Source organism: Symbiobacterium thermophilum IAM 14863 (genome assembly GCF_000009905.1).
GTDB classification, from domain to species: Bacteria; Bacillota; Sulfobacillia; order Symbiobacteriales; family Symbiobacteriaceae; genus Symbiobacterium; species Symbiobacterium thermophilum.
The window spans coordinates 1600075-1612225 of sequence record NC_006177.1 but is presented as its reverse complement, the minus strand read 5'-3'; the positions used below and the strand labels follow the sequence as shown (position 1 = coordinate 1612225).

Below are 12151 nucleotides of genomic sequence, written 5' to 3'. Positions count from 1 at the left end.
ATTTCACCGTATACATACAATACCCATCATTCGCCCCCGGGGGGTGGATCAGGCGGTTGCAGGGTCACCCGCCCCAGCCGCCCCTCGCGGAACTCCCGCAGGACCAGCTGGGCGGCCGCGTCCAGGTCGACCTGTTCCCCGGCCCTGAGCAAGCCGCGGAAGCGGCCGATCGCCTCCAGGTTCGCCACCGGTTCTGGGTCCAGGCGAGTGAGCCCGTACCGCTCGGCGACCGCCGCGCCCAAAGACTCCCAGATCAGGTGCAGCAGGTGGTTGGCCACCTCCCGCTGGTCGAAGACCTCGTCCTTGATGGCCCCGGTGGCCGCGAGCAACAGCCCGTCCCGCTGGTCCTCAAACTTGGGGACGAGAATGCCGGGCATGTCCAACAGCTCCACGTCCTTGCCGATGCGGATCCACTGCTTGCCGCGGGTCACCCCCGGCTTGTCCCCCACCGGCGCCCGCCGGGCGCCGACCAGCCGGTTGATGGCCGACGACTTGCCCACGTTGGGGATGCCGACCGCCATGACGCGGGCCGGGCGCGGCTTGCGGCCCTTCGCCGTCCAGGCGCGCAGCACGGGGGCGAAGGCCCGGCGGATCGCGGCCAGAACCTCCCGGGCGCCGGTGCCGCGCACCGCGTCCAACGCGACGGCAGGCCGACCCGGCTCGTTCAGCCGCTCCACCCAGAGCCGGGTCGCGGCGGGATCGGCCAGGTCGGCCTTGTTCAGGATCAGCACCTGCGGCTTGTGAGCCACCAGGGCCATCAGGTCCGGATTGCGGCTGGCCAGCGGGCACCGGGCGTCAACGATCTCCAGCACCACGTCCACCAGTGGCGCGTTCTCCTGCAGGATGCGACGCGCTTTGGCCATGTGGCCGGGGAACCACTGAATCACCGGCACGGCGCTCCCTCCCTTATCCGCCGCCCTCCGCCGCCGGCAGAGCGAGGGCGCTGATCTCGGTAAGAGGCCAGATCCGCGCGACGGCCAGGCCCCGGATGTGGCTGAGCGGCACCTCGCCGAAGTAGCGGCTGTCCTCGCTGTTGGACCGGTTGTCCCCGAGCACGAAGACCGAATCCGGCGGAACGACCACCGGCCCGAAATCGCCCGCGCTCAGCCGCACCGTCGGCGCCTCGTTGAACGGCTCGCCGTTGACGTACACCACGCCGCCGCGCATCTCCACGGTGTCCCCGGCCACCGCCACCACCCGCTTGATGAAGTCCCTCTCGGGCTGGCGCGGGTACTTGAAGACGATGATGTCGCCGGGCCGGGGATCCCGCACCAGCTTGTAGATGAACTTGTTGACCAGCACCCGCTCCTGGTCGTACAGGGTGTTGGTCATGGAGCTGCCCGAGACCTGGTAGACCTCCACGACGAAGGTGCGGATGATGAGCGCAAAGAGAAGGGCCAGGACCAGGGTCTCCAGCACCTCGCGCAGGGGCGACTTCCGCCTGACGGCCGGCCTCTCGTCCGGGACGTCTGCCATCTAGCCTCTCCTCCCCGCTCGGCTCCGATGTCCCGGCGCGGCGATTCGCTCCGCTGCTTCCCCGGGAATAGTGCAACGCTCCGCTCAACCCGCCAGGGGTGTCGAGCGGAGCGACCAGAAGCCGAAACCCGATTCTAGGCCTCCTCCGGCCTGGCGAGCCGCCGCTCCCGGATGCGGGCGGCCTTGCCGGTCCTCTCCCGCAGGTAGTAGAGCTTGGCCCGCCGGACGACGCCGCGGCGGATCACCTCAATCGAGGCCAGCCGCGGGCTGTGGACGGGGAACGTGCGCTCGACGCCGACGCCGTAGGAGACGCGCCGGACCGTGAAGGTCTCGTTGATCCCCGAGCCCTGCCGCTTGATGACCACGCCCTCAAAGGCCTGGATACGCTCGCGGTTGCCCTCCACGACCTTCACGTTCACCCGGACGGTGTCGCCGGGCCGGAAGGCGGGGATGTCGCTGCGCATGTACTCGCGCTCGATCTCGCGGATGATGTCGGACATGATTTCACCCCTTGTACGTGACGTTCGTACCGGTGCTTCCGAGCGTGCAAGCAGTCCGGCAGCGGACCGTCCGTGATCACACGCACACCATTATACCAAGGCGGGTAACCGGTGGCAATATCAACTCTGGCGGGTTCGCCACGCTTCCACCAGGCGGCGCTCCTCCGGCGTGAGGTCGGCGGACTGCAGCAGGTCGGGGCGCCGCTCGAAGGTACGGCGCAGGGCCTGCTCCCGCCGCCACCGGGCGATGGCCCCGTGGTTGCCCGAGGTGAGGATCTCCGGCACCCGCATCCCCTCGAACTCGGCGGGGCGGGTGTACTGCGGCCCCTCCAGCAGGCCCGAGGTGTGCGACTCGGCCACGCTGGACTCCAGGTCGCCCAGCACCCCGGGGATCAGCCGGGTCACCGCCTCCACCACCACCAGCGCCGCCACTTCACCGCCCATCAGCACATAGTCGCCGATGGAGATCTCGTCGGTGGCTAAGGCCCGGATGCGCTCGTCGAACCCCTCGTAGCGCCCGCAGATCAGGATCAGATGGTCCTCCCGCGCCAGCTCCTCCGCATAACGCTGGTCGAACCGGCGCCCCTGCGGGTCCATGAGGATGACCCGGGGCGGGCGGGCGCCCGCCGGGGCCCGCCCGGCCGCCCACCGGACCGCGCCGAAGACCGGCTCGGGCTTCATGAGCAGCCCGGCGCCGCCGCCGTAGGGGTAGTCGTCGGTCTGCTGGTGCTTGCTGAGGGCGAAGTCCCGGATGTTGACCACCCGCAGGTCCAGGATGCCCGCCTCGCAGGCGCGGCCGAGGATCGACTCCCGAAAGACGGGGGCGACGATGGCCGGGTGGATGGTCAGGATCTGGATCAGCATCGGGTCAGTCCTCCAGGAGGCCCGGGATCGGGTCGATCACCATCCGGCCGGTTTCCAGGTCGATCTCCTTGACGAACCGGCGCACGGCGGGCACGAGGTACCGCTTGCCCGGCGCGGTCTCCACCACGTAGAGGTCGTGCACCGGGCTGGTGTGGTCCACCTCCACCACCCGCCCCAGCTGCCTGCCGTCCGGGTCCACCACCTCGATGCCGATGATGTCGAAGTCGTAGTAATACCCCTCGGGCAGGGGATGGACCTCTTCCCGCGGGACCAGGAGATCCGCCCCGCGCAGCCGCTCCGCCTGGTTGCGGTCGGTGATCCCCTCCAGCTCCAGGATGACCAGGTTCTTGACGAAGCCGCGAAACCTGGCCCCGACCGCGCGGTCGGGACCGTCGATCATCACCCGCTTCAGGGTGACGAACCGCTCAGGGAAGTCGGTGGTGGGATAGACCCGCACCGCGCCCCGCACGCCGTGGGGGGCGGTCACCTGACCGATCCGGATCAGGTCCGGCCTGGACTGCCCGGCCACTACACCTCACCCCGAATCTCGATCACCTTTCCGTCCTCCACGACGATTTCGGCCGTCATCAGGGCGTCCAGGCTGTCGCCCACCTTCACCGTGGCCGTCGCCTGGATGGTGCCCTGGACCACCTCGGCGCCCAGAGGCAGCGCCTGGACGCGGCGGATCTCCTCCTGCAGCTGCGCCTTCTTCTCGGCGCGCACCGCGCGCTCCTGCTCCACCAGCTGGTGCAGCTGGAGCTGCTGCTGCGGGCTGATCGTCGCGGTGAGCTGGGCGCGCTTGACCTGGCTTTCCAGCTCGGCCATCTCGTCGTCCAGCTGCTTGATCGCCGCGTTCAGCTCCGCCGTGAGCCGCGCTTTGAGGCTCTCGGTCACCCGGGCCTTGATCGTCACCGGTCGCAAGATCTGCAAGCTCATGACATGAACTCCACCATTACCCGGCGGCCGTCCTTCACGGCGGCCGCCTTGACCACCGTGCGGATCGCCCTGGCCACCCGGCCGCGCCGACCGATCACCTTGCCCATGTCGCTGTCGGCGACACGGACCTCGAAGGTGACGGCGCGGGGGGTTTCCACCGCCGTGATTTTGACCTGGTCCGGGTGCTCCACGAGCCCCGTCACCAGCACTTCCACCAGCCGCTGCAGCATGGGTCAGCGCCCCCTTCTCCGGGGGGGTCGGGTCGGCCCTGCCCCCTTACTTCCTCGCCTCGTCGAACTTCTTCAGCACGCCCGCCTTGGAGAGCAGCGCGCGGGTGGTCTCGGTGGGGGTCGCGCCCTTCAGCAGCCAGTTCAGCGCCTTCTCCTCGTCGATGTTCAGGACGACGGGGTTCTTGGTGGGATCGTAGTAGCCGATCTCCTCGACGAAGCGGCCGTCACGGGGCGAGGTCGCCTCGGTCACCACCAGCCGGTAGAAGGGCGTCTTCTTCATCCCCATGCGCTTCAGGCGAATCTTGAGAGCCATTTCGGTTCATCCTCCTCAACAAGTGCAATTGAGATCTATGTGTGCACATCCCTGCTCCGGAAATGCGGGGATGGAGCACCGCTACCGCATCAGCGCCGGCCGAACAGGCCGCCGAACCCGCCGCCGGGGAGCCGGGGCAGCTTGCCGCCCCGCTTCAACATCTTCTCCATGCCCCCCAGCTGCTTCATCAGCTTGCGGGTCTGCTCGAACTGCTTGATCAGCCGGTGCACCTCGGCGATGGGCCGGCCCGAGCCCCTGGCGATCCGCTCCCGCCGCCGGACGTTGATGATGTCCGGGTTGCGCCGTTCCTTCGGCGTCATCGAGAGGATGATCGCCTCGATGTGCTTCAGTTCCTTCTCATCGATGTTGATGTCCTTGAGCTGCGCCCCGACGCCGGGGAGCATCTTCAGGATGTCCTGCAGCGGGCCCATCCGCTGCAGGGCGCGGAGCTGCTCCAGGAAGTCCTCGAAGTCGAACTGGGCCTTCAGCATCTTCCGGGCCATCTCTTCGGCCTGCTTCCGGTCCACCTGCTCCTGGGCCTTCTCGATGAGCGTGAGCACGTCGCCCATGCCCAGGATCCGGGAAGCCAGCCGATCCGGATAGAAGGGCTCCAGGGCGTCCAGCTTCTCCCCCACGCCCACGAACTTGATCGGCCGCCCGGTCACCTCGCGGACCGACAGTGCGGCGCCGCCGCGGGTGTCGCCGTCCAGCTTGGTCAGGATGACGCCGTCGATCCCCAGCTTGGTGTGGAAGTGCTCGGCGGTGGTCACGGCGTCCTGGCCGATCATCGCGTCCAGGACCAGCAGCGTGTCGTGGGGCTGGATGCGCGCCTTGATCTGCTGGAGTTCTTCCATGAGCTCCTCGTCGATGGTCAGCCGGCCGGCGGTGTCGACGATGATCACATCCCGCCGCTCCTCCGCCGCGTACGCGACGGCGTGCTGCGCGATGTCCACCGGGCTCGCCTGATCGCCCTCGCTGTAGACCGGCACCCCCACCTGCTCGCCGAGGACCTCCAGCTGCTTGATGGCGGCCGGCCGGTAGACGTCGGCCGCGACCAGGAGGGGCTTCTTCCCCTCCTTCTTCAGCTTCAACGCCAGCTTGGCCGCGTGGGTCGTCTTGCCGGCGCCCTGGAGGCCGCACAGCATGATGATGGTCGGCGGCCGGTCGGCCATGTTGAGGCCGACGCTCTCCCCGCCCATCAGGGCGACCAGTTCCTCGTAGACGATCTTGATCACCATCTGGGCCGGGTTCAGGCTCTCCAGGATCTCCTGCCCCACGGCACGCTCCTTCACCCGGGCGATGAACGACTTGACGACCTTGAAGTTGACGTCGGCCTCCAGGAGCGCCAGCCGCACCTCGCGCAGAGCCTCGTTCACGTCCGACTCCGTGAGCTTCCCCTTGCCCCGGAGCCGCTTGAAGGCCTCCTGAAGCCGTTCCTGCAGCGATTCAAACAAGGGATGGTCACCCTCTCCGTATGGAAGGTGTCGATCAACGGGCTCACGCCTCCGCCCGCAGGGCCGCCAGGGCGCGGCGGGCGGCGCTGAGGTCGGCCCGGTCCAGCGCCTCCTGCAGTTCGTCCAGCAGCCTGAGGCGCCGCTGATGCTCGGCGACAAAGCCCAGCCGCTGCTCGTACTCCTGCAGGGCGGCCTCGGACCGGCGGATCAGCTCGTGGACCGCCTGCCGGCTCACGCCGTCGGCGTCGGCGATCTCCGCCAGCGAGTGGTCCTCCAGGTAGTAGGCCCGGATCAGCTCCTGCTGCCGCTCGGTGAGCAGCGGCCCGTAGAAGTCGAAGAGCAGGGCGATCCGCTGCACGTCCTTCATCGGAAACCGCCTCCTCCGGCGTGCCGATGATGTCAAGGAGATGTGATTGACAGCGTCGCCACCTTCCTGAGTATAGGGATTCGCCCGGAGGCTGTCAAGGATTTTCTCCTGACACCTCCGGGCGCCGCATCATCCGTCCTTCGGCCGCCACCGGTCCGCGTCGCGGGTCCGGTACTTGTCCATGACCCGGCGGAACGCCTCCTCCAGGTCGATGTTCAGCTGGTTCGCCAGGACCGCCACCACAAACAGGATGTCGCCCAGCTCCAGGGCCACGTCCCCGGTGTCCTCGGTGGGTTTCTTCTTCTTGGGCCCCCACCGGTGGTTGATCTCCCGGGCCAGCTCCCCCACCTCCTCGGTGAGCCGGACGAGGTTGGCCAGCGGATCCCAGTACCCAAAGGGGGCAACCCAGCGGTCCACCTCCCGCTGCACGTCCCGCAGATCCACGCAGTCACCTCCTAGAGCAGGAGCCACGCCAGGGCCGCCAGGAGACCCACGCCGCCGGTGGCGGCTGCTGCCGTGGCCCCCCGCAGCAGGTTCACCCGGCCCCGCAGGTACCGGTCCAGCGGCGAGGTCTCCAGGCTGGTGCCCACCGCCTGGCGGAACCGGCGCAGGACCCCCGGGTAGCGGGAAAGCGGAACCGGCCGCTCCGGCAGGCCGAGTGCGCCGGGGTCGGCGGCCGACCGGCGCAGGTAGGCAGAGAGGGTCGCGGCCCACTCCCGCATCTCGGGCGACAGCGCCTCGCCTGGCAGCGCATGCTCCGGGTTCAGCCGGGAGAGACGCTCCGCGAACCGGACCTGGGCCATCAGGAGAGCGTCCGCCTCGTCGGCCCGGTTCGACTGCCGCACCCACTCGGCATAGGCGGCCAGCCGGAAGCCGGCGGTGACCAGGGGCAGGGGCTCGCCCGGCACCGGGTGCAGATCGGCGTCGGCCACGAGGCAGGGGTAGTCGGTGAAGACCTGCCGCCAGATCGCCGCGGCCGCCTCCGGCTTCCCCTGGCCCCACAGCTCCCGGGCGCGGGCGAGCCAGGCGCTCAGGTGCAGGGCGTACGCCAGGTAGCCCACCGACTTGCCGTCCAGCTCCGTCCGGGCCGCCACGGGGTCGGTGACCACCTGGGCCACCAGACGGGCCGCCAGCGCCTCCGCCTCCTCCAGCCGCCCCTCGTCCAGGGCCGTCCGGACGGCCGGGGCGGCCGCCTGGAAGTGGCGCCGGAGCCAGGCCTGCCGCTCGGGGGTGGCCACCGTGCGGCAGTTGCCCTGCTCGTCCACCACGAGCTCACAGCCCAGCCGCCGGAGGTCCCGCTGCACCCGCAGGAAGAGGCCGCCCACCAGGCTCAGGTAGATCAGCTGGTGCCGGCGCTGCCGCTCGGCGGCGAACTCGGCGTACTCCCTCTGGAACGCAGCCCAGCCCTCCTCCACCTGTTCCAGCGCCCGGTCCAGCGACCGGTCCACACCCATGAGCTGTGCGGCGGCCTCACGCCCGACCAGCGGCTCCAGGGCGGTGGCCACGGCGCTGCCGATGAGCCTGGCGCCCTTCTGCACCAGCGGCTGGGCGCGCAGCCGGTCCACAAGCTCGGCGTACTGCTTCAGGTTCTGCGCGTGCTCGCTGAGCGCCTGCGCCATCGGCCGGCCGGCGGCGGCGATCTGGTCCGCCAGCGCCCGGAGGGCCTGGGGCGGCAGCGTGTAACGGGTCGCGATCCCCGGGTGGGGCATCGCCCGGGACAGGTCGGCGACGATCTGGTTGTACTCGGAGAGGTCCGGCGGCGTAAGCCCCGCGGCCAGGTCTCGGGCGACGGCCGCCGGGTCCATCAGGGTGAGTCGACGCCGGAGCGCCTTCGCCTCGGGTTTGCGCCCTTTCTTCCTGGCCCCGTCCCGTCGGGCGTGCTCGATCTCCTTGAACCTGCGCTCCATCTGCCGGCCAAACGCCCAGTTCACCTGCTGCGCCCGGTGCTGCGCCTGTCGGACCAGATCCTGGCAGAGCCGGGCGGGCAGCTCGTGGCGCATTTCGGCCACCAGGTCCTCCCACTCCCGCTGGGCGCTGACCCACCGACCCACAGCCGGGAAGATCAACTCCTGCATGGCTGCACCTCCCCGCTACAGGTCGAGCCCCAGGGCATCCAGGCCGCTCCAGTCCAGGCCCGCGTACGTCTGCAGGTGGGCGAGCCAGCCGTCGTGGGCAAACGGCTCCAGGGGCAGCACCCGGCTCCAGGCCGACCGCAGTTCCTCCCAGGCGACGCCGGTGGAAAGCACCTGCGGTCCGGCCGGGTCGGACGTGGGCCGCCCCGTCCGCAGGAAGTCCGCGAAGCCGTCGTCGGAGAAGAGCACGCCGCCCTCGGGCAGCGCCACCGCCGCCGCGCGCAGCGGCGGGATGTGCTGGAAGAAGAGTGCGTCCAGCCTGGCCATGGCCTCAACCTCCCTGATGCCGCTCTTGTGCTGCATGTACCGGGTTCATATAGGGTGTGACGCTCCGGGCGCCGTCCGATCCTTCAAACGGAACCGCCATCTGTATGACGCGTCCGGCGCGCCGTCAGGTTCTCGCCGCGGGCAGGCCGGCGGCGGCGTCACGGCAGGAACTTCAGCAGGGCGCATCACGTCCCAGGAATCGCTATGGCCAGTTGGATCCAACCGGAGGGACAGCATGCACGCCGTCGTAACCGTCCTGCAGCCCGAGCTGTACCACCGGGTGGAAGCGCTCTGGGACGACCTCGAGCGCCGGTTCGGCCTCTCCGGCGCCCGGATCACGCCGATTCCCCACTTCTCCTGGCAGATCGCGCCCGAGTACGACTTCGCCCGGGTGGAAGATTGCCTGCAGACCGTGGCACAGGGGCTTGCACCGTTTGAGGTGGAGACGACCGGCATCGGGGTCTTCCGCGGGCCGGCGCCGGTGGTCTTCATCGACGTCCGGCGCACGCCGGCCCTGGACGCGCTGCACGTTCGGCTGTGGGAAGCGCTCCGGCCCCACCGGCGGCGGGAGAGCCCCTACTACAGCCCCGAGGCGTGGCGGCCCCACATCACGCTGGCGGAGAAGGACCTGAGCCCCGCCCACGTGGAGCGGGTGGTGTCACACCTGTCCCGCCTGCCGCTCCGCTGGACGGTGGCCGTGGACAACCTGGCGCTGATCGAGCAGCCGCAGGGAGCGGTCGGCCGGCTGCGGTTCTCCCGGCGCTTCGGCGCAGCGGGATAGGCCGCGCTCCGCTCAGCCCAGGGCCCTCAGAATCTCCACGGCCTCCAGCGTGTACTGCGGGCCGCACCCCGGGTAACGGCTGGACCAGGTGCCGTCGGCGTTGCGCCGCCTGCGCAGCTCGTCCCGGTAGCTTCTGACGGCCTCCGTCCGGACGTCGAGGCCGGCGAGGCCCCACAGGATCAGGGCCCAGGTCAGGTCCATGACGTCAAACCAGGACTCATCCTTGAACTTGTGCAGGATCCGCAGCGAGTCGGCCAGGTAGCGTTCCGCTTCCACCCCCTCGCCCCGCATGTGGCAGACCGCCGCCATCGCGTACGTGGTGTGGATGTAGCCGGGGAAGGTGCCGTCTTCCCGGCGGTTGGCCCTGAGCCAGGCCACCGCTTTCTCCGTGACCGGGTCCTGCGCCAGCCCCAGCGCGCACAGGCACGCGGCGTTGTTGGCCGTCTCCCACAGGTCGACCGCAAGGTCGCCGGGACGGTTCCACTCGGGCGGGTTCGCCCCGTACTGCGCCGGGTCCTCGGTCCACCGGCCGTCCGGCTGCTGGGTCCTGCGCAGGTACTCCACGGTCGCCCGGCACTCGGGCGAGTCGCCGAGGCCGCACCAGATCATGCGCATGAGGGTGACGCTGGTGGTGCCCATGTTGGACACGGGGGAGCTGAACTCCCGGCTGCGCCAGCCGCCGTCCGGGTTCTGCCGGTCCGCCCAATCCGGAGGCACCGGCCCGGCGGAGCCCAGCAGCCGCCGGGCGCGCCACCGTTCCCAGGGGGTGCGTTCTGCATGACGTATTCGAGAGCCATCGCATCCAGCCTGTCCATATCCGCCTGTTCACCTCACAAGTGTTCGTCACAGGAACAGAGGCTGCGAACACACGTGCCGTTTCATCCTCGTCGCCGCGACTCGCCAAACTGGCTGTTGACCCTCACGCAACGTGAGGGTTTATGCTCGGAGACAGGAGGTGAGCAGATGGCCCTGACGGTGAAGGCAGTGGCCGAACTGGCCGGCATCAGCGTCCGGACCCTGCACCACTACGACGAGATCGGGCTTCTGAAGCCGGCCGGGCAGTCGGCCGCAGGGTATCGGCTCTACTCCAGGGAGGATCTGGAACGGCTGCAGCAGATCCTGTTGTTCCGGGAACTGGGGTTCAGCCTGAGGGAGATCGCGGCCATCCTGGAAAGCCCCGGCTTCGACCGGCGGCAGGCCCTGCTGGCCCACCGGGAGGCGCTGCTGCAGCGGAAAGCCCGCATCGAGCGGTTGATCGCCACGGTCGACCGCACGCTGGCGGCAATGGAAAGGGAGGATGCCCCCATGGACACCAGGGAAGAGATGAAGGAACTGTTCGACGGGTTCGATCCGGGCGAGTACGAGGAGGAGGCCAGGCAGCGCTGGGGCGGATCCCGGGAGTTCCGGGAGTCGGCGGAGCGGACCCGGAAGTACACCCGGCAGGACTGGCAGAGAATCGCGGCGGAGGACGGCGAGATCTACGGCAACATCGCCCGCCTGATGGACCGGGATCCCGCCGACCCTGCCGTGCAGGAGTGGGTCGGCCGCTGGCACGAGCACATCAGCAAGTGGTACTACGACTGCTCGCTGGAGGTCTTCCGCGGGCTGGGCGAGATGTACGTGCAGGACGAGCGGTTCACCCGGAACATCGACATGACGAAGCCCGGCCTCGCCCGGTTCCTGCGGGACGCGATGCAGATCTACTGCGACCGGCGGGAAGGGAAGTAAGGCGCAGAACGCCCGGGACGTACGGACCCATCGGCCCCCCTCCCTCCACATGCTCTCCCGGCGGCCAACGGACCGCCTGAACACTGTGTACGGACGCGCAGCGGCCGCCTGTCAACCCAGGCGGCCGCCTGCCGTCTCTACTCGCTGAACAGCGCCTCGACGAACTGCCGCGGATCGAAGGGCTGCAGGTCGTCCAGCCTTTCGCCGACGCCAATGAACTTCACGGGCACCTGCTCGGTGTCCGCAATCGCCACCACGACGCCGCCCTTGGCGGTGCCGTCCAGCTTGGTCAGGGCGATGCCCGTGACGGGCACGGTCTCCTTGAACAGCCGGGTCTGCTGGATGGCGTTCTGCCCCGTGGTGGCGTCCAGCACCAGCAGGGTCTCGTGAGGGGCGCCGGGCACCTCCCGGCCCAGCACCCGGGCGATCTTGCCCAGCTCCGCCATCAGGTGGGCCTTGTTGTGCAGCCGCCCCGCCGTGTCCACGATGAGCACGTCGGCCCCGCTCGCCCGTGCGGCCTTCACCCCATCGAACGCCACGGCCGCAGGGTCGGCGCCCTCCGGCCCGGCCACCACCTCGGCGCCGGCCCGCTCGCCCCAGACCTTCAGCTGGTCCATCGCGGCCGCCCGGAAGGTGTCCGCCGCGGCCAGGACCACCTTCAGGCCCCGGTCCTCCCGCAGGTGACGGGCCAGCTTGCCGATGGTGGTCGTCTTGCCGACGCCGTTGACGCCCACCACCAGGATGACGGTCAGCCCGCCTTCATTCAGCCTGAGCGGCGCCGCTCCGCTGCCCAGCCGCTCCGCCACCAGCTCCTTCAGCAGCGGCAGCAGCTCGTCGCCGTTCTTCAGCCCCTTCTGCCGCGCCTCTCGCCGCAGTTCCTCCACCAGCTTGGCGGAGGTGGCCACGCCTACGTCGCCGCGGATCAGGGCCTCCTCCAACTCGTCGAACAGGTCGTCGTCGATCTTGCGGAAGACGCTCATCACGGTGTTGACCTGCCCGATGAGCGCCTCCTTGGTCTTCTGCAGGCCTGCCTTCAACCGCTCAAAGAACGACACAGGGCTCTCTCCTTCGCCAACGCCCCGCCCGCCGTTGGCCGGCACAGG

17 protein-coding genes are annotated in these 12151 nt (G+C 69.6%); 2 read left to right on the top strand and 15 right to left on the bottom strand.

The genetic code is table 11. From position 1 onward, the window contains the following. Positions 1-26: 26 nt before the first annotated feature. From ylqF to STH_RS18750, 13 genes are all read right to left on the bottom strand, one after another. Positions 27-893: a ribosome biogenesis GTPase YlqF gene (gene ylqF / locus STH_RS07435; protein WP_043713731.1), complete on the bottom strand. Its 867-nt coding sequence runs from the start codon at positions 891-893 to the stop codon at positions 27-29. Positions 894-906: 13 nt separating this feature from the next. Next, positions 907-1476 (bottom strand): signal peptidase I, encoded by a 570-nt coding sequence (lepB, locus tag STH_RS07430; protein ID WP_011195602.1) that lies wholly within the window; start codon positions 1474-1476, stop codon positions 907-909. Between the two features lie 134 nt (positions 1477-1610). Further along, positions 1611-1976 (bottom strand): 50S ribosomal protein L19, encoded by a 366-nt coding sequence (rplS, locus tag STH_RS07425; RefSeq protein ID WP_011195601.1) that lies wholly within the window; start codon positions 1974-1976, stop codon positions 1611-1613. A gap of 120 nt (positions 1977-2096) precedes the next feature. After that, positions 2097-2840, bottom strand: coding sequence for a tRNA (guanosine(37)-N1)-methyltransferase TrmD (gene trmD / locus STH_RS07420; RefSeq protein ID WP_011195600.1), 744 nt, complete (start codon positions 2838-2840; stop codon positions 2097-2099). 4 nt (positions 2841-2844) lie between these two features. Continuing rightward, on the bottom strand, positions 2845-3369 hold the full coding sequence (gene rimM / locus STH_RS07415) for a ribosome maturation factor RimM (protein ID WP_011195599.1): 525 nt from the start codon (positions 3367-3369) through the stop codon (positions 2845-2847). Then, the gene (locus STH_RS07410) at positions 3369-3776 is read right to left on the bottom strand and encodes a YlqD family protein (protein ID WP_011195598.1); all 408 of its coding nucleotides are present in this window, start codon (positions 3774-3776) and stop codon (positions 3369-3371) included. The genes rimM and STH_RS07410 overlap by 1 nt, the downstream gene beginning before the upstream one ends. Beyond that, entirely contained in the window at positions 3773-4003 is a 231-nt protein-coding gene (locus STH_RS07405) for a KH domain-containing protein (protein ID WP_043715258.1), read from the bottom strand. The genes STH_RS07410 and STH_RS07405 overlap by 4 nt, the downstream gene beginning before the upstream one ends. Positions 4004-4052: 49 nt before the next feature. Further along, positions 4053-4319, bottom strand: coding sequence for a 30S ribosomal protein S16 (rpsP, locus tag STH_RS07400; RefSeq protein WP_011195596.1), 267 nt, complete (start codon positions 4317-4319; stop codon positions 4053-4055). A gap of 89 nt (positions 4320-4408) precedes the next feature. Next, positions 4409-5773: a signal recognition particle protein gene (gene ffh, locus STH_RS07395; RefSeq protein ID WP_011195595.1), complete on the bottom strand. Its 1365-nt coding sequence runs from the start codon at positions 5771-5773 to the stop codon at positions 4409-4411. A gap of 43 nt (positions 5774-5816) precedes the next feature. Further along, entirely contained in the window at positions 5817-6140 is a 324-nt protein-coding gene (ylxM, locus tag STH_RS07390) for a YlxM family DNA-binding protein (RefSeq protein WP_011195594.1), read from the bottom strand. Between the two features lie 129 nt (positions 6141-6269). After that, positions 6270-6584: a nucleotide pyrophosphohydrolase gene (locus STH_RS07385; RefSeq protein ID WP_011195593.1), complete on the bottom strand. Its 315-nt coding sequence runs from the start codon at positions 6582-6584 to the stop codon at positions 6270-6272. An 11-nt stretch (positions 6585-6595) separates the two neighbouring features. After that, complete coding sequence (locus tag STH_RS07380) at positions 6596-8215, bottom strand: hypothetical protein (RefSeq protein ID WP_011195592.1); 1620 nt, start codon at positions 8213-8215, stop codon at positions 6596-6598. 15 nt (positions 8216-8230) lie between these two features. Continuing rightward, the gene (locus STH_RS18750; RefSeq protein WP_011195591.1) at positions 8231-8539 is read right to left on the bottom strand and encodes a hypothetical protein; all 309 of its coding nucleotides are present in this window, start codon (positions 8537-8539) and stop codon (positions 8231-8233) included. Between the two features lie 235 nt (positions 8540-8774). Here STH_RS18750 and STH_RS18745 point away from each other — a divergent pair, with 235 nt between their 5' ends. Then, positions 8775-9320 carry a 2'-5' RNA ligase family protein gene (locus STH_RS18745; protein ID WP_011195590.1) on the top strand — a complete coding sequence of 182 codons (546 nt, stop codon included), beginning with the start codon at positions 8775-8777 and terminating at the stop codon, positions 9318-9320. Positions 9321-9332: 12 nt separating this feature from the next. On the opposite strand, the gene STH_RS07365 is transcribed toward STH_RS18745, so the two are convergent. After that, positions 9333-9968, bottom strand: coding sequence for a prenyltransferase/squalene oxidase repeat-containing protein (locus STH_RS07365; RefSeq protein WP_148205518.1), 636 nt, complete (start codon positions 9966-9968; stop codon positions 9333-9335). A 315-nt stretch (positions 9969-10283) separates the two neighbouring features. On the opposite strand from STH_RS07365, the gene STH_RS07360 reads away from it, so the two are divergent. Further along, positions 10284-11048, top strand: a complete 765-nt coding sequence (locus STH_RS07360) for a MerR family transcriptional regulator (protein ID WP_011195588.1) — start codon at positions 10284-10286, stop codon at positions 11046-11048. Positions 11049-11185: 137 nt separating this feature from the next. Here the strand turns inward: STH_RS07360 and ftsY are convergent, their stop codons facing one another. Continuing rightward, the gene (gene ftsY / locus STH_RS07355) at positions 11186-12103 is read right to left on the bottom strand and encodes a signal recognition particle-docking protein FtsY (protein ID WP_043713727.1); all 918 of its coding nucleotides are present in this window, start codon (positions 12101-12103) and stop codon (positions 11186-11188) included. Between the last annotated feature and the right edge of the window lie 48 nt (positions 12104-12151).